Origin of the sequence: Chryseobacterium sp. VAUSW3 (assembly GCF_002205795.1) — a bacterium.
Taxonomy (GTDB): domain Bacteria; phylum Bacteroidota; class Bacteroidia; order Flavobacteriales; family Weeksellaceae; genus Kaistella; species Kaistella yananensis.
This window is the reverse complement of record NZ_NIUY01000002.1, coordinates 85,747-103,536: the sequence shown is the minus strand read 5'-3', so window position 1 is coordinate 103,536 and position 17,790 is coordinate 85,747. Positions and strand designations below refer to the sequence as shown.

Below are 17,790 nucleotides of genomic sequence, written 5' to 3'. Positions count from 1 at the left end.
ACAAAATTGCCTGCATCAATTTATACTTTAAGGTCAGCTTCTAAGCCAATTAAATCGGAATATTTATCAAGAATTGGTTGTGCTTCATTCTGGACAAACTCCTCGGTTTGAATCGGAGCGAATCCGATGAAATTTTTCGGGTCGAGCATTTCCATAAATTTGGACTTATCCATTTTCAGGGAATCATCGTTCAAAATCCTTTCGATCAGGTCGTTTTCTTTGCCTTCGATTTTTACTTTTTTAGAAGCTTCCATGGAGTGCACGCGGATGGTTTCGTGGATTTCCTGACGATCGCCTCCAGCTTTTACTTCTTCCATAATGATATATTCTGTCGCCATGAAAGGAAGTTCGTCCATGATATGTTTTTTGATACGGTTTTCGTAAACCACTATTCCGTTCATAATGTTGTTCCAAATCAACAAAATAGCATCCACAGCAAGGAAAGATTGCGGAATTGCGAGTCTTTTGTTCGCTGAATCATCCAACGTTCTTTCAAACCATTGCGTTGCTGCCACCATGGCGGAACTCGAAGAAAGCGACATCACGAATTTCGCTAACGAGCCGATTCTTTCGGAACGCATTGGATTTCTTTTGTACGCCATCGCTGAGGAACCGATTTGATTTTTTTCGAAAGGTTCTTCAATTTCCTTTAAATTCTGCAATAGTCGTAAATCATTCGTGAATTTATGGGCAGATTGAGCAATATTCGACAATAAAGCCAAAACTTTCGCATCAATTTTTCGGTCGTACGTTTGCCCGGAAACGCCAAAAACTTTATCAAATCCAAAACGTTTTGAAAGTTCTGTATCCAAATGTTTTACTTTGGAATAATCGCCATTGAAAAGCTCCAAAAAGCTAGCTGCAGTTCCGGTTGTTCCTTTAACACCGCGGAATCTTAAAGTTTCGAGGAAAAATTCGAGTTCTTCAAAATCCAAAATTAAAGATTGTAACCAAAGTGTAGCACGTTTCCCCACGGTCGTCAATTGCGCTGGCTGATAGTGCGTAAATCCTAAAGTCGGCAAATCTTTATATTTCAAAGCGAAATCCGACAAATTTTTAATGACATTCACCAATTGTTTTCTCAAAAGCAACAATCCGTCGCGCATTTGAATTAAATCGGTGTTATCGCCTACAAAAGCGGAAGTCGCGCCCAAATGGATAATTCCTTTTGCAGAAGGAGCCGCATCGCCGTACGTGTGCACATGAGCCATCACGTCGTGTCGGAATTTTTTTTCGTATTCTGCAGCTTTCACATAATCAATGTTTTCTGCGTTTTCTTTGAGTTGTGCGATTTGTTCGTCGGAAATATCCAAACCAAGATCTTTTTCGATTTCGGCAAGGGCGATCCACAATTTTCGCCAGTTTCTGAACTTGTTGTTCGGCGAAAAATTATAGAGCATTTCCTCACTTGAATAGCGTTCTTCAAGAGGATTTTTGTAGGAATTCATTCTTTCTTTTTACTTTTTTAGATGCACAAATTTAAGAAAATTATAAGAATCTGAGGACTTGCATTTGCATTTTTTAGTGCTAAAATCAACAAATCCTGTGGGTTACTTTCTGCCTTTGAAATCTTTCATCGTATCGTAAACTCCGAAAACATTTTTCATCACCCAATCGAATATTGGCAGTGGCAAAAGCCCTTGAGAAAGTCGAATAAACCAATACGGCATTGGCATTGCAAGCATTTTTGTTTCGTTCTCAATTGCTTTTATGATTCTTTCTGAAGTTTTTTCAGGTTCCAGAATAGGAAGCAGTTTCGATTTTACACCATCAAACATTCCTGTATTAATATAAAAAGGCATGATGGTGGTGAAGGAAATATTCTTTCCGAGTTGTTCCATTTCCAATCTTAAACTGTCGCTCCACCCGACAACTGCCCATTTTGAAGCGGTATAAACCGACATTTTGGGATTAGAAATTAATCCGGCAGATGAAGCAATATTGCAAATCGCTCCTGAATTATCCGCCATCATTCCGGGAAGAAATTCGAGCCCAATATGCATGAAAGCGTTGGAATTGATGAGCATGCTTTTCTGAATCTCGTCATGGTTATGTTCATGAAAATATTTTCCGACTACAATTCCTGCATTATTAATTAGAATATCAATCTTTCCTACCTCTGTACGTACTTTCTGCGCAGCAATTCTAATTTCATCCAAATTCGAAACATTCACATGATAGGTAAAAATTTCATGGCCAAATTTTGCGAATTCCTGTTTTGTAATCGCTAAATTTTCTTCATTAATATCCCAAATCACCAGTTTTTTGACGCCTCTTTCCAAAGATTTTCTCGCCATAATTTTCCCAATTCCGGAACACCCGCCGGTAATTAGAATTTTTTTACTTCTGAAATCCATTTTATCTTTATCTCTTTAATTTGGAGTAAATTTGTTTGAATTATAAAATAAATGTAATGAATTTTGAAAAGATATTAGCAGATCAGCGTACCTTTTTTAACAGCCAGAAAACCAAAAGCATCAAGTTCAGAAAAATGTATCTGGAAAAACTGCGAGATTTGATCATTAAAAATGAAGAATTGCTTTATGAGGCCATTTACAAAGACTTCGGAAAATCGAGATTTGATACTTTTACGACAGAAATTTCTTTCATTTTAAAAGACATCGATTTTTACCTGAAAAACCTCAATTCCCTGTCGAAGCCAAAGAAAGTAAAAACCAACCTTGCGAATCAACTTGGAACGAGTAAAATCCATAGCGAACCACTCGGTTGTACACTGGTGATTGGTGCGTGGAATTATCCGTACCAACTTTCGCTTTCTCCTCTGGTTACTTCTATGGCCGCAGGAAACACCTGTATTGTAAAACCCAGCGAAGTTGCTGAAAATACGATGAAAGCAATGGCAAAAATCATCAATGAAAACTTTCCTAATGATTATATTTTCGTGGCAGAAGGCGCTGTGAAAGAAATTACGGAAATACTAAAACTGAAATTTGATAAAATATTTTTCACAGGAAGCACAAAAGTTGGACAAATCGTATATGAAGCTGCTGCGAAAAATTTAACACCAGTAACTTTGGAATTGGGTGGAAAAAGTCCGGCAATTGTAACTGCAAATGCTGATTTTGAGGTAGCAGCCAAAAGAATTGTTTGGGGAAAATTTCTCAATGCCGGACAAACGTGTGTGGCTCCGGATTATATTTTGGTGGATGAAAAAGTGAGAGACAGTTTTCTGGATACATTGAAATCTTACATTCAGAAATTCAAGTACCAACCAGATTCGGAACATTATACAAAAATAATCAATCGAAGAAATTTCGACAGACTGGTAAATTTCATTGAAAAAGATAAGATCTATTTCGGTGGAACACACGACGCTCAAAAACTTTATATCGAACCCACGATTTTGCATGAAATCAGTTGGGAAGACGCTGTAATGCAGGAAGAAATTTTTGGTCCGATTTTGCCGGTTCTCACTTTTAATAATTTTAATGAAGCTTTGCTTAAAATCTCAGAAAAAGAAAAACCCCTGGCTGCTTATCTTTTCACCAATAATTCCGAAGAAAAAGAGAGTTTTACTTCGAAAATTTCCTTTGGTGGTGGATGTATTAACGATGTGGTGATGCACTTGAGCAATGAAAATTTACCATTCGGAGGTGTTGGTAATTCGGGAATTGGAAATTACCATGGAAAATTTGGCTTTGAAACTTTTTCCCATCAAAAAGCCGTTCTCGAGCGTGTAAATTGGGGCGAGCCCGATTTGAAATATCCGCCATACACGGAGAAAAAAATGAATTGGATTAAGAAACTGCTATAAAAAAAGTTCCGGAAATTTCCGGAACTTTTATGTTTTATGATTTTGGACTCCACTTCTCGAAAAACGCTTTCACTTTTTCTTTGCTATACCCCTTTCCCTCTTCTAGCACCGCGCTATCTTGGGTATGAATCATCTTTCCGTTTTTGTCCAGAACGACAAAAACCGGGTATCCGAATTTCGCTCCCGGATTATCATATTTCGCAAAAACTTTCTCGTTTTTGTTCTCCGGCGAATAATTCAAGTGGTAATAAAGGAAATTTGCATCTACGATTTCTTTCAATTCCGGAGTTGTTTGAACAAAATTGTTGAACCTTAGACACCAAATACACCAGTTTCCTCCGGCTTGTAAAATGATATTTTTATTCTCTGCTTTTGCTTTTTTTACCAATTCGGAGATTTTACCTTCGGCATTTTCTGTTGCGTTATAAGGTTTCGGAAGTTTGGCTTTCTCCTCAGCTGCGGCTTTCTTCTTTGCTTCAGCAATTGCGGCGGAATCCTGTTCTACGGCAACAGTTGCTCCGGAAGATTTTTCAGCCGATTTTGTATCAGATTTTTGTGCACATCCTATTCCTGAAATAAAGACCGATGCGAACGCAAATATTTTTAAAAAATTAATTTTCATTGATTTTTGATTTTGATGTGCAAATTAACAAAATTAGCGGGACCATTCAAGTTAATAATTGCTAAATTTGCAAACTGTGAATTTTTTATTTAAAATTATCATTCTTTTTTCGAAGCTCCCGCTTCGGGTTTTATATGTACTGTCAGATGTTATTTTTTTTCTGATGTACAGTCTGGTGGGCTATAGAAAAGAAGTGGTGACCGAAAACCTCAAAAATTCATTTCCAAAAAAATCTGAGTCAGAAATTGACAAAATCCGTAAAAGTTTTTATCGCAATTTCTCTGATTATATCGTAGAAACCCTAAAAGCTTTTACCATTTCTTCCAAAGAACTTCGTGTAAGGGTTCAGCATCTTAATCAGGATGTTTTTCATGAGGCAAATGCTGAAAACAAAAACGTAATTCTGCTTACTGGCCATGTTTTTAATTGGGAATGGTTTAATGCTTTGGCTACCATCATTCCGCAAGAAAACTGCTTCCCGGTTTACCGCAAGGTTCAGAACAGTTTTTGGGAAGAAAAAATCAAAGGTATCCGCAACCGTTTCGGCAATACTGCGCTCGAAGCAAAAGAAGTTATTCGGCATATTCTCCGCAATCCTAATGACGGAAAATCAGTGTATATGTTTGTAGCAGATCAGTCACCGCATGTATCAGAAGTTTCTTTCGGATTAAATTTCCTGAACCAGAAAACTCCAGCTTTCATCGGGTACGATAAACTTTCTACGAGGATGGATCTGGCTTTTGTTTTCTGTGAAATGAAAAAAGTGAAGCGCGGCTATTATCAGATCAATTATTACAGAATTTATCCCGACGGCGAGCAGTTTGTGGAACATGAAGTGGTAAAGAAATTTCATAAACTTCTTGAAAACACTATCAATAAAAGGCCAGACAACTATCTTTGGTCCCACCGCAGATGGAAATACCAGCACGCCATAAAAGTGATGGATGACGCAAACTAAAAATCAAAATCCTTGAATTTAGCCATTGCCATATTGAACTGGAACGGAAAAAACTGGTTAGAAAAATTTCTTCCCAATGTAATTTTGCATTCAGAAAATACCGACGTTTATGTGATTGATAACGCTTCAACGGATGATTCTGTAGTGTTTTTGAAACTGAACTTTCCGCAGGTAAAAATTATACAGAATACTGAAAATCAAGGATTTGCAGGCGGTTACAATGAGGGATTAAAAAAAATTGATGCGGAGATTTACTGCCTGCTGAATTCGGACGTGGAGGTTACCGAAAACTGGCTGAAGCCGGTTTTAGATTTATTTCAAAAAGATTTAAAGATCGCGGCGGTTCAACCCAAAATTTTAGATTACAACCGCAGGAATTTCTTCGAATTTGCCGGTGCTGCCGGTGGTTTCATCGATAACCTGGGTTATCCGTACTGCCGTGGGAGAGTTTTTGAAAATATTGAAGAAGACAAAGGCCAATTCGATGACGAAACCGAAATTTTCTGGGCTTCTGGCTGCTGTTTATTTATACGTTCTGAAGATTTCTGGAAGCAGAACGGTTTCGATGCGAGATTTTTTGCGCATCAGGAAGAAATCGATCTATGCTGGCGGCTTAAAAACGACGGAAAGAAAATTTTCTACACCGGAAAATCTACAGTTTATCATGTAGGAGGCGGAACTTTGAACAAGCAAAGCGCCCAAAAAACCTTCCTTAATATGCGGAATAATCTTTCCATGCTTGTGAAAAATCTTCCGTTTTCAGTAGTTTTCTGGATTATTCTTTCACGACTGATTCTTGATGGCGCGGCAGCTTTATATTTTGCATTCAAAAACGGATTGCCTCATCTTTGGGCAGTTTTGCGGGCTCATGTCAGCTTTTACGCGGAGTTGCCGGAAACTATAAAATTACGCGGTAAAAAGCAGATAAGAAATTATTATCAATGTAAATGGCTGATTTTTAAACACTTTATTTAATTAGTCACCAGTGTTTTCTTTATTTAAAATTTTCTAATCTTTTCTTGAAATCAAATAAAATGCATTACATTTATATAAATGAATGTAGATTTATATTTCATCATAACAATCATTGTTATCATTATTTTGGCGATCGGGTTGCTGATTTATTTTTTTCAGCATAAATTTTTCTTTCAGCCGGAAAAACTTCCACCAGATTTCAAATTCGCTTACGAACATTTAAAAGCCGATGAAAAAACGGTTGAGCCCGAATCTGGCGCGAAAATAAATTATCTACATTTTCAGGTTGACGAACCGAAAGGCGTTGTGATTTACCTGAAAGGAAATACCAAAAGCATCAAAGGTTGGGGCAAATTTGCCATTGATTTCACAAGACTCGGCTATGAAGTGATCATGATGGATTACCGCGGTTTCGGAAAAAGTACCGGAAAACGCACGGTAGAAGCCATGAAAAGAGACTCCCAATTTATTTATGATATTGTAAAAAACGAATTTTCTGAGGAAAAAATTGTCGTGTACGGCCGCTCACTTGGCTCGGGATTCGCGGCAAGACTGGCAGCAAAAAATAATCCACGCCTTCTTATTTTAACCTCACCACTCTATTCTCTTCTGCGGACTATTCACAGGTATTTGCCGTTTATGCCGGCAAAACCTTTTCTGCGGTACAACATACCCACATTTCAGTATTTAAAAAATGTAAAATGTCCTGTTAAAATTATTCATGGCAGCGATGACCGACTGGTCCCTATCAAAACCGCCGTAGATCTTTCAGAAATTAATCCTAAACTTACAAGACTCTACGTGATTTTGGGTGCAGGTCATATAAATGTGCATCATTTTGAAGAATATCACCATGTGATGGAAGAAATTTTCGATGAACGGAAAACAGTAATCGATAAAGAAAAAACCAGTTTAAACGTAAGACATAGAAATTAAAATTGCTTCTGCTTTTCACAATTCATTTATCTTTGCTGTAAATTTTTATTCTTAATGGAACTTATTATCATTATATTTCTGGTGCTGCTTAACGGAATTTTTTCCATGTCTGAAATGTCACTGGTGTCTTCCAGAAAATTTAAACTCGAAAATGCTGGCAAAAAAGGCAGTTCAGGAGCTAAAAAAGCGCTTGAACTTTCGGAACATCCCACGAAATTCCTCTCTACAGTACAGATCGGAATCACGCTTATCGGAATTTTACTCGGTGTTTATTCTGGAGAAAATCTGACAACAGATTTGCAGCATTTTCTGAGCAGGTTTTCCGCTATTGAACCCTATTCAAAAACTTTAGCAACGGCCGGTATTGTAATATTCATTACCTATCTGTCGATACTGCTGGGCGAACTTCTGCCGAAGAGAATTGCCATGACGTATCCGGAAATTGTAATAACGATGGTAGCAAAACCAATGGATATTCTGTCGAAAATCACTTCCCCGTTTGTATGGCTGCTCAGTACTTCAAATAATTTAATCCTGAAATTATTGGGAATTAAAAGCAGTTCCGACAGTATTGTGACCGAAGAGGAAATAAAATCGATCATAAAAGAAAGCGCCCAGGAAGGTGAAATCGATATCATAGAACACAATATTGTAGAGCGCGTTTTCGAACTTGGTGACCGAAAAATCAACACATTGCTTACGCACAGAACTGCAATGACTTTTTTCAGTACTGAAGATTCGTTACCGGAAATTCTCGCGAAAATTAAAAACGATAAACATACCGCCTATCCGGTAACCAAAAAAAATAACTTAGATGACATTCTTGGAATCGTTTTACTGAAAGACCTTTTTCCCATTGAAGAATCCGAAAAATTCGATATTAAAAAATATGTAAAACAGCCTCTTTATTTTAACGAAAACAGTTATGCCTATAAAGCTCTTGAAGTTTTCAAAAAAGAGAAAAACCACTACGGAATTGTAATCGACGAGTACGGAAACACGGTGGGAATGATTACTTTGGGTGATTTGCTGGATGCTTTGGTTGGTGACACCACGACCGAAGATAACTTCGATTACCGAATCACCGAACGGAACGAAAATTCCTGGCTGGCTGACGGGCAGGTTCCGATTGTAGAATTCCTAAAGTATTTTGACATTGATTATGAGTTCGATAACAAAGATAATTACACCACTTTGGTTGGCTTTTTCCTGAACCAACATCACGGCGTGACACAGGTTGGTGATAAAATCAATATTGAGGATCTTGAACTCGAAATTCTTGATAAAGATGGCCAGCGTGTAGATAAAATCCTCATTACAAGAACTAAGCCTTAATAATCATGGCAAAAATCCTTCAATACTTTCAGGAAAAGGTAGTGTTTCTTCCCGTTCCATTGCACCCAAAACATGAATTCAACTTTGAAGTTGATTTTGAAGAATATTTATGGGAAACTCCTTTTGAAGGCTTAATAAATGTGCTGCACTTTAAAATTAAAAATCCCAAAGGCATAATCCTGTATTTTCATGGGAATGCCGATAACCTTCACCGTTGGGGAAAAATTGCCTCGGAGTTTACTAAATTTGGTTATGACATACTGATAATGGATTACCGTGGCTACGGAAAAAGCTCAGGTTCAAGAAACGAAAAATTTCTGTATTCTGACGCACAGTTTGTATATGATTTCGCAAAACAGCATTATGGCGAAGAAAATACTGTAGTTTACGGAAGAAGTCTTGGCGGTGCATTTGCCGTAAAAATGGCTGCCGATAACAATCCAAAAGTGGTTATTCTTGAAGCTACATTTTATAATCTGCAGGATATCGCCAACCGTTGGCTTCCTGTTAAAGTAACTGATAAAGTTTCAACCAAAATGACATATCATTTTCTTTCCAACGAAAATATTCTCAATATCAACACCGCTCTTTACCATTTTCATGGAACCAAGGACAAAATAGTTCCGATAAATTCAGGAAAAAAACTTTTCAAAATATTTGCGGATCACCATCCTTCTCTTCCAAAAAAATTTATAGAAGTTGAAGGCGGAACTCATGATGATCTGGCGAAATTTCAGCAATACACTGATGAAATGAGAGAAATTTTAAAATAACTTACAAATCATCAAATTAGAATTAATTCAAAAACCTAGAGCAATTCATGATAGATTTCTGCGCCATCGATTTCGAAACAGCCACCCACGAACGCAACTCTGCCTGCGAAATGGGAATCTGCGTTGTGGAAAACGGAGAGATTGTAAAAACCCAGACCTGGCTTATAAAACCGCCGAGTTTCCCCTACTTCCATCCCCGTAATATTGATGTGCATGGAATTGTTCCTGAAGATGTGCAGGATGCACCTACCTTTGAAGATATTTGGCATGAAGCGGAAAACCTGATGTACGGCAATCTTATGATTGCGCACAATGCAGCCTTTGATGCGGGTGTACTGCGGAGTTGTCTCGATTATTACGGTTTTTTCAAGCCAAAAATTAATTACCTCTGCAGTATTTCGGTCGCGAAGAAATCCTGGAAAAACCTGCCGAAATACGGACTGAAAAGTTTGGCAGAACATCACCAACTCTCGTTCAACCATCACCGTGCCGGGGACGATGCGGAAGTTTGCGCTAAAATTTCGCTGCTGGCTTTCGATAAACTGATGGTTACCTCGAACGACGAAGTACAGGAAGTAATGAAGAAAAACATGAAATTGCTCTAACTTCTCAAACTTTTAAACAAAAAAAACGGCATCAGCAGTAAACTGTACCGTTTAAATTATATTTTGAATCATTTCTTAATTGCTTAAAACCTCTGCCATCAGGTTAAATTTGGGAATATCGATCGCTAAATTTTCGCTGTTGTGAAGATTGATGCAAAAATAAACACCGCTCATACTGCCAACTCCCGAGCGCAGCACAACATTAGAAAAATATTTGAATGTTTCTCCAGGGTTGATCTCGGGAGTAAGACCTATTACACCATCGCCTTCCACTTCAGTGTAACCGAAACCTACATCATAAATCAGCCATTTCCTTTTCAAAAGCTGCACCGGATGGTCGCCAAGGTTTTCGATGGTTACATGATACTTGAATACAAAACGGTTTTCAGACGGAAAACTGTTTTTAATATCATATTCGGGAATTACAGAGACTTTAATATCAAAGGTAGTTGTAGAAAACATTTCAGTAGGTTTTTTAGGGGAAATGCAAAAATCCCGCCTTTTCAGTACGGGATTTCATTTATTTTATAAATCGCTCGGATAAATTTATAATTCAAGCGCTTTTCTTTCGTCGCCTCCCATTAAGAATTCAACAGGATTGTCGATTGCTTCTTTTACTGCAACCAGGAAACCAACAGATTCTTTACCATCGATAATTCTATGGTCGTACGAAAGTGCAACATACATCATCGGACGAATTACTACCTGCCCGTCAATCGCCATCGGTCTTTGCAGGATATTGTGCATTCCCAGAATTGCAGACTGAGGCGGGTTGATAATCGGCGTTGACATCATAGATCCGAAAGTTCCGCCGTTTGTTACCGTAAATGTACCGCCAGTCATTTCATCAACAGTAATTTTACCGTCTCTTACTTTTTCTGCCAAAGATTTGATGTTGGCTTCTACTCCACGGAAGGTCATGTTTTCAGCATTTCTTAAAACCGGAACCATCAAGCCTTTTGGTCCAGAAACCGCAATTGAAATATCGCAGAAATCGTAATTAACTTTGTAATCTCCATCAATTGAAGCATTTACATCAGGATACATTTGAAGTGCTCTGGTAACCGCTTTGGTGAAGAAAGACATAAATCCTAAACCTACACCGTGTTTTTGAGCAAATTCTTCCTTGTATTGTTTTCTTATTCTGAAGATTTCAGACATATCAACTTCGTTGAAGGTCGTCAACATTGCGGTTTCATTTTTCACAGAAACCAATCTTGCTGCCAATTTTCTTCTGAGAACTGAAAGTTTTGTGGTGCTTGAAGATCTTGATCCGCCAGTTAATGATGCAGCACCCATTGCAGGTACCGACGCAGTTTCAGCGTCCTGTTTTGTAATTCTGCCATCTTTTCCTGAACCGGAAACTTGCGATGCATCTACTCCTTTCTCATCAAGGATTTTCTTTGCAGCAGGTGAAGGAGTTCCGGTTGCGTAAGAAGTTGGTTTTGCCTCTTCTTTTTTCGCTTCCTGAACGATTGCAGGTTTTTCAACCACTTTTTGTTCTGCTTTCGGAGCTTCTGCGTTTTCTGCTTTTGGAGCTTCCGAAGCAGGAGCTGAACCTTCAGGTTTTTTGGCATCCATGTCGATTAAACAAACTACTTGACCAACTTGTACCACTTCACCTTCTTCGGCTTTTAAAGTGATAATTCCGCTTTCTTCAGCAGGTAAATCAAGAGTTGCTTTGTCGGAATCAACTTCAGCAATGGGTTGGTCTTTTTCTACATAATCGCCGTCTTTTACCAACCATGATGCGATTTCAACTTCTGTGATGGATTCTCCCGGTGAAGGGACTTTCATTTCTAATATTGACATCGGATATATTTTTTTAATATTTGTTAATTAAGTTCTTTCAAAAATTTTTCAGGGATAAATTGCTTTAAAATTGGAATTTGTTTTTTTTCGATAACCGTAAATTTCCAATTTTTAAAATCTGATGAATTAGCTACTGTACTTTTTATAGTGTTTATCTCAAAAAAATCAGTTTTTTCATTATAGCGCACCTGATTATAACCAAACTGACCTTGCAATGCTGACAACAAATCCTCAGGTTTTACCTTAGAATCCTTGAATTTCATATCAAGTCTTTGATTATAAATTAGTTTTAAATATTTTTTTCCGTTTTCATTTACAACATTCTTCTCATCGATGATTATATTTTCAGGAGGATGCATTTTAAATTCCATTTCAGGAGCATTCATCACCATCTCCATCATTTCGATTAATTGCTCCTTTGGAACTATTTTAAAGAAATCTTCATTTGCATACAGATCCATTGCTTTCTTAAAATCCTTATTAGAAATCAATGAATTATAATCCCGAAATTGGTTTTCCACATCAGTTTTAAAATTCTGTCCGAAAAATAGGGCAGAAAAAAGAATAAACAGTGAAAGAAAAATATTTTTGGTCATAAAATTACGCAGTTACCGGTCTTTTTGCAGGAGCATCATCACGGTCGAAAACTCTGTTGATTACATTATTTTGGTTTCTTTCGAACATTTTGTGACTACCCGGAGCCGGAGAACCACTTGGAACCGGTGCGATTACCTGAATTCCTGTATCTCTGAAATTTCTCAAAATATAACTCCAGGAACCCATATTTTCAGGTTCTTCCTGTACCCAATACAATTCTTTTCTATTGCTGTATTTTGCAAAAATTTCTTGGATTTTATCTTGTTGAATAGGATAAATTTGCTCGAATCTTACCAAAGCAACATTTTCCATATTCAGTTCTTCTTTTTTCGCTAATAATTCGTAGTAAATTTTCCCAGAACAAAGAATTAGTCTTTCAACTTTAGCAGCATCTGCAGTCGCATCATCAATAATTGGCTGGAATGTTCCGTTTGCAAAATCTTCAAGCGGAGAAACCACTTTTGGATGTCTCAACAAAGATTTAGGCGACATCACTACCAAAGGTTTTCTAAAGTTCCACTTCAACTGTCTTCTCAACAAGTGGAAGTAGTTTGCAGGCGTAGTTACGTTCGCAACCACCATATTTTCGTTCGCACAAAGCGTTAAAAATCTTTCCAATCTTGCTGAAGAGTGTTCTGCACCCTGACCTTCAAAACCGTGAGGCAAGAGCATCACCAAACCATTCTGGATTTTCCATTTTTCTTCAGCGGCTGCTAAATACTGGTCGATGATAATCTGAGCTCCGTTGACGAAATCCCCAAACTGTGCTTCCCAGATTGTAAGTGTATTTGGTGAAGCCATGGCATAACCATAATCGAAACCAAGAACTCCATATTCTGAAAGATGCGAATTATAAATATCGAAACGGCTCTCGGAAATATGTCTTAACGGGATGTATTCTTCTTCTGTATCTTCTGTTTTCACCATTGCGTGACGGTGAGAGAAAGTTCCTCTTTCCACGTCTTCCCCGGAAATACGTACATTTTTACCTTCAGTAAGTAAGGTTGCATAAGCTAGCCACTCTCCAATTGCCCAATCGAGTGAATTGCTCTCGATCATTTTCAAACGGTTTTCGAAAAGTCTGGTAATTTTCGAAATGAATTTTTTATCAGCTGGTAAAGTAGTCATTTTCACTGCCAGCTCTTTCAGCATCTTTAAGTCGAATCCGGTATCTACGCTGTTTTGCATAGCGCCGCGCGGACAAAGCGGGAAATCTTTCCAGGCATCTTCCATAAAGATAGCCATGGCATTTTTTTCAATTTCCTTCGATGCGTCATAATCTGCATCCAATAGATTTTTGAATTCGCTTTCCATTTTTTTCAGCACCTCATCAGAAACAATTCCTTCCTTAATAAGCACTTCTTTGTAAATCTCGCGTGGATTTGGATGTTTTGAAATCGCTTTATAAAGATTCGGCTGGGTAAAACGAGGCTCATCACCTTCGTTGTGACCGTATTTTCTGTAGCCTAATAAATCGATGTAGACGTCTTTACCAAACTGAGCACGGAAATCTGCTGCAAATCTGATGGCATGTACTACAGCTTCCACATCATCAGCATTTACGTGCATCACCGGAGATTCGGTAACTTTAGCAATATCTGTACAGTAAATAGAAGAACGTGCATCCAGGTAATTGGTGGTAAATGAAACCTGATTGTTTACAACAATATGAACTGTACCGCCGGTTTTGTAACCTTCGAGGGTCATCATCTGCGCAACTTCGTACACAATTCCCTGGCCGGCAATTGCACCGTCACCGTGAATTACAATCGGTAAAACTTTTTTGTAGTCGTGGTAGGTATCATCTACTTTCGCACGGCATATACCTTCAACCAAAGCTGCAACGGTTTCCAGATGCGAGGGATTCGGGGTAAGGTTGATTGAAACTTCTTCTCCGTTGGCTGTTTTTATTTTTTTGGATGAACCCAAGTGATATTTTACGTCACCTGAAAATACATCCTCCTCAAATTCTTTTCCTTCAAATTCTGAGAAAATCTGTTTGTAAGATTTCCCGAAAATATTGGTGAGTACATTTAATCTTCCGCGGTGAGCCATTCCTAACACCACTTCATCAACTCCGTGTTGCGAAGAACGCGTGATGAGCTGATCAAGCGCAGGAATTAGCGATTCACCTCCTTCGAGTGAAAATCTCTTCTGCCCAACGAATTTGGTGTGCAGATAATTTTCAAAAGCAACCGCCTGGTTCAGCTTGCCTAAAATTTCAGTTTTCTCAGAAGCATTAAGCTGAGCACGGTTTTCGTTTACCTGAAGCCATTTTCTGATATACAGTTTTTCATCCGTATTATTAATGTGCATATACTCTACCCCGATAGATTCGCAATAGATATTTTCTAAACGTTTTACAATATCCTGAAGTGTTGCTGCGCCCGGCATTCCGATTTCTGTAGCGGAATTGAATTTACGGGTAAGGTCGGCCTGCGTAAGTCCGAAATTTTCGATTGCCAGTGTAGGCTCATAATGTCTTCTCTGGCGAACAGGGTTGGTATTGGTAAACAAATGCCCTCTGTGTCTGTAAGCCTCAATTAAATTTAAAACTTTGAATTCTCTCTGAATATCATCCGGAATTTGACCACTTGATGCAGACTGGTTGGCAAACTGCACTACTTTTTCAGATGAATTTGCTGAAACTGAAGTATTTTCAGAATATTCGTCACCGTAATTTTCGAGCGCAAAATCAAATCCCTGGAAAAATGCTTTCCAGGAAGGCTCCAGACTATCGGGATATCTTAAATATTGTTGGTATAAGTCTTCGATTAACTGCGAATGAGCAGCGTTCAGGAATGAAAATTTGTCCATTATTTACAGATTAACTGTTGTTGATTTATTTTACTACAAATTTAAGCAAAATAAGTGAACTAATAAAGCTGAAAAATTTTAAAAAACAATTAAACAAATCATCTGTAAACCGGCAAAGATAATTTAATCACTGTATTACTTTCCACAGCCGGTTCTTCGAGGAAGGTTTGCTGCAGATCGCCGGTACGCATCGTATCTTTATTGGCCTGCTGAAGGAGTTGCTGTATTGCACTAATTCGGCCTGAATAACTGCCCCGGTAATAAATGACATAGTTTCTGGACGCATTCACCGTTCTGAAGGTGAAGTTGTTATCGGATACACCAATTCTTTTGGAAAGCGGTATTCCGTAGTAATAAGAAACTTCTTTATCTTTAAAATTGTTGGCTTTAGTGATTAAAACCGGCTCGCCGTACTCGTCTTCTCTCTTCCCCAAATCCATTGTTATAAAGTTGAGGGTTTTGTTATGGTTCATCACGATATTCTTGAAAAGCGCGTCTTTGGTATTTTTGGAATTTACATTAACGCCTAAGAGAAGCTGGCCTTCTTTTTCTTCCACCATCAAACTGTCGAATTTCAAATTTTCGCGCGCCTGTTCTTTATTGACTTTGTTGCCTAAGATGTTAAAGAGCGTAATCATTCCGCTTTCAATATTCTGGTTGATATCGTCTTCTGAAATTAAATTAAGTGAACGTTTGAGGAAAGGCTGCTTCGGAGTATGAACATACCAAATGACTCTGGTCTTTCCATTTGCCGGAATAAATTTTAAATCGATAAGATAAGGATTGCGGTTTCGGCCTTCGAATAACTGATAACGAAGTGTTTTGTTTGGATTTTCGTAACGGATAAACAAGTCACCAAAAACATCTTCGTTTTTTTTATCGTGGTAACTCATAGAACTTCCCTGACCTTCATAAGGGGTAAAAAAATCGAAAGTAAGATTTTTGTTCCTGGCAAAGAAGCCACTCCAGCGGCTGAAATTCTGGAGATTATTAAACTGTGGAAAAACCTTATCGACAGGATAATTGATTTCTTTTTCAACGGTGAAACTCTTGCTTTCTGCCACGAAAGTCATAGAGACGGCGTACACTGCCAATAAAAAGATGATAATTAAAGTTCCGAATTTTAACCAACGCATGGGCAAAAATACAAAAATCTCTCACACAAAAAACGCGGCAGTATAAATATTACCGCGTTGTATAGGTGTTTCTGTTTTAAGGAATAATTGTTCCGGGGTGTATAACCGCATTCTTCTTCACGACTACAATACCGTCTTTTATCGAATGGGTATCGTAATCACCATCCTGGAGATGTTTACCGCCAATAATTCTTACATTATCACCAATCCTGCAGTTTTTGTCCAAGATCGCACGTTCGATATAGCAGTATTTCCCTACACCAAGATTTGCTGTACCGTTCTGGTCATTTATTACGATTTCTTTGGTATTCTGGTAATAGTCGGCACCCATCATATAAGTATTTATGAGTGTACTTCCTTTATCGATACGGCTTCTGTTTCCCACAATTGAGTTTTCAATTTTATCTGCCATTACCACACAACCGTCACCAAAAATAGCTTTGCTTACATAGGAACCCAGTATTTTGGATGGTGGAAGCATTCTCGCGCGGGTATAAATCGGCGAATGGCTGAATAAATTAAAATTCGGGAAATCCTGTGTAAGCTCCAGATTGGCATCAAAAAACGACTGTATTGTACCGATATCTGTCCAGTATCCGTCATATTGATAACTGATCATTTTAAAGGTTCCAATCCCGTTCGGAATAAGTTCGCCACCGAAATCATCTCCCGGATCATTATCGAACATTCTTTTCAGCATATTTTTACTGAACACATAAATACCCATTGAGGCAAGAAACTCTTTACCCTCGGATCTGCTTTTTTCAGAAACTTCAGATTTCCATTCATCCAACACCTCATGGGGCGGTTTTTCGATAAACGAGGTAATATTACCGTCGTCATCCGCTTTTAAGATACCAAATCCAGGCGCATCATGACAGTTTACAGGAATCGTTGCAATGGTAATATCCGCTTCCTTACTGCAGTGAAAATCGATCATCGCACGAAAATCCATCTGATAAAGCTGATCGCCGGAAAGTATCAGAATATAATCATATTCATACTTATCGAGATGCTTCATCGACTGTCGCACCGCATCAGCCGTACCCTGATACCACTGGTCGTTTTCGACATTCTGTTCTGCAGCCAAAATATCTACAAAACCCTTACTGAAGATATCAAAATGGTAAGAATTTTTGATGTGAGAATTTAAAGAAGCCGAATTAAACTGCGTTAAAACCAAAATCCTGTTGAATCCCGAATTCAGGCAGTTGGAAATCGGAATATCCACCAATCTGTATTTTCCGGCTATTGGAACCGCCGGTTTAGAGCGCGAATAAGTTAAAGGAAACAACCGTGTTCCGCGTCCACCGCCGAGCACTATTGAGATGACACTTGGTTTCATAGGATTAAATTTTTGTGTTTGCCAGCAAGATTGATACCTAACAATATTAGTGATTTTTAAGCACTTTTCAAAATACAAAGACGTAAATCATGCTGAGACATGAT

At 38.2% G+C, this 17,790-nt stretch carries 16 protein-coding genes; 7 read left to right on the top strand and 9 right to left on the bottom strand.

Going from position 1 to position 17,790, the window contains the following annotated elements:
• Positions 1 to 20: 20 nt before the first annotated feature.
• Together purB and CDW55_RS05685 are read right to left on the bottom strand one after the other, a co-directional pair.
• Positions 21 to 1,448, bottom strand: a complete 1,428-nt coding sequence (gene purB / locus CDW55_RS05690) for an adenylosuccinate lyase (protein WP_088468807.1) — start codon at positions 1,446 to 1,448, stop codon at positions 21 to 23.
• Between the two features lie 102 nt (positions 1,449 to 1,550).
• A complete protein-coding gene (locus tag CDW55_RS05685) occupies positions 1,551 to 2,357 on the bottom strand; it encodes an SDR family oxidoreductase (RefSeq protein ID WP_088468806.1) in 807 nt (268 codons plus the stop codon).
• A 56-nt stretch (positions 2,358 to 2,413) separates the two neighbouring features.
• On the opposite strand from CDW55_RS05685, the gene CDW55_RS05680 reads away from it, so the two are divergent.
• Positions 2,414 to 3,775 carry an aldehyde dehydrogenase gene (locus CDW55_RS05680; RefSeq protein ID WP_088468805.1) on the top strand — a complete coding sequence of 454 codons (1,362 nt, stop codon included), beginning with the start codon at positions 2,414 to 2,416 and terminating at the stop codon, positions 3,773 to 3,775.
• 34 nt (positions 3,776 to 3,809) lie between these two features.
• Here the strand turns inward: CDW55_RS05680 and CDW55_RS05675 are convergent, their stop codons facing one another.
• The gene (locus CDW55_RS05675; RefSeq protein ID WP_088468804.1) at positions 3,810 to 4,397 is read right to left on the bottom strand and encodes a thioredoxin family protein; all 588 of its coding nucleotides are present in this window, start codon (positions 4,395 to 4,397) and stop codon (positions 3,810 to 3,812) included.
• 76 nt (positions 4,398 to 4,473) lie between these two features.
• Between CDW55_RS05675 and CDW55_RS05670 the strand changes: the two genes are divergently transcribed.
• From CDW55_RS05670 to CDW55_RS05645, 6 genes are all read left to right on the top strand, one after another.
• Complete coding sequence (locus tag CDW55_RS05670; protein WP_088468803.1) at positions 4,474 to 5,355, top strand: lysophospholipid acyltransferase family protein; 882 nt, start codon at positions 4,474 to 4,476, stop codon at positions 5,353 to 5,355.
• A 12-nt stretch (positions 5,356 to 5,367) separates the two neighbouring features.
• Positions 5,368 to 6,330, top strand: a complete 963-nt coding sequence (locus CDW55_RS05665; protein ID WP_088468802.1) for a glycosyltransferase family 2 protein — start codon at positions 5,368 to 5,370, stop codon at positions 6,328 to 6,330.
• A 78-nt stretch (positions 6,331 to 6,408) separates the two neighbouring features.
• Complete coding sequence (locus tag CDW55_RS05660) at positions 6,409 to 7,266, top strand: alpha/beta hydrolase (protein WP_088468801.1); 858 nt, start codon at positions 6,409 to 6,411, stop codon at positions 7,264 to 7,266.
• A 54-nt stretch (positions 7,267 to 7,320) separates the two neighbouring features.
• The gene (locus CDW55_RS05655; protein WP_088468800.1) at positions 7,321 to 8,601 is read left to right on the top strand and encodes a hemolysin family protein; all 1,281 of its coding nucleotides are present in this window, start codon (positions 7,321 to 7,323) and stop codon (positions 8,599 to 8,601) included.
• 5 nt (positions 8,602 to 8,606) lie between these two features.
• Complete coding sequence (locus tag CDW55_RS05650; RefSeq protein ID WP_088468799.1) at positions 8,607 to 9,374, top strand: alpha/beta hydrolase; 768 nt, start codon at positions 8,607 to 8,609, stop codon at positions 9,372 to 9,374.
• A 47-nt stretch (positions 9,375 to 9,421) separates the two neighbouring features.
• Positions 9,422 to 9,979 carry a 3'-5' exonuclease gene (locus CDW55_RS05645; RefSeq protein ID WP_228399614.1) on the top strand — a complete coding sequence of 186 codons (558 nt, stop codon included), beginning with the start codon at positions 9,422 to 9,424 and terminating at the stop codon, positions 9,977 to 9,979.
• 75 nt (positions 9,980 to 10,054) lie between these two features.
• On the opposite strand, the gene apaG is transcribed toward CDW55_RS05645, so the two are convergent.
• The 6 genes from apaG to CDW55_RS05615 form a co-directional block, all read right to left on the bottom strand.
• The gene (apaG, locus tag CDW55_RS05640; RefSeq protein WP_088468798.1) at positions 10,055 to 10,441 is read right to left on the bottom strand and encodes a Co2+/Mg2+ efflux protein ApaG; all 387 of its coding nucleotides are present in this window, start codon (positions 10,439 to 10,441) and stop codon (positions 10,055 to 10,057) included.
• Positions 10,442 to 10,525: 84 nt separating this feature from the next.
• Positions 10,526 to 11,791, bottom strand: coding sequence for a 2-oxoglutarate dehydrogenase complex dihydrolipoyllysine-residue succinyltransferase (gene odhB, locus CDW55_RS05635; RefSeq protein ID WP_088468797.1), 1,266 nt, complete (start codon positions 11,789 to 11,791; stop codon positions 10,526 to 10,528).
• A gap of 23 nt (positions 11,792 to 11,814) precedes the next feature.
• Complete coding sequence (locus CDW55_RS05630) at positions 11,815 to 12,387, bottom strand: hypothetical protein (protein ID WP_088468796.1); 573 nt, start codon at positions 12,385 to 12,387, stop codon at positions 11,815 to 11,817.
• Positions 12,388 to 12,391: 4 nt separating this feature from the next.
• Positions 12,392 to 15,205, bottom strand: coding sequence for a 2-oxoglutarate dehydrogenase E1 component (locus CDW55_RS05625; protein WP_088468795.1), 2,814 nt, complete (start codon positions 15,203 to 15,205; stop codon positions 12,392 to 12,394).
• A 98-nt stretch (positions 15,206 to 15,303) separates the two neighbouring features.
• Complete coding sequence (locus CDW55_RS05620) at positions 15,304 to 16,341, bottom strand: polyketide cyclase (RefSeq protein WP_088468794.1); 1,038 nt, start codon at positions 16,339 to 16,341, stop codon at positions 15,304 to 15,306.
• A gap of 76 nt (positions 16,342 to 16,417) precedes the next feature.
• On the bottom strand, positions 16,418 to 17,686 hold the full coding sequence (locus CDW55_RS05615; protein ID WP_088468793.1) for a glucose-1-phosphate adenylyltransferase: 1,269 nt from the start codon (positions 17,684 to 17,686) through the stop codon (positions 16,418 to 16,420).
• Positions 17,687 to 17,790: the final 104 nt, after the last annotated feature.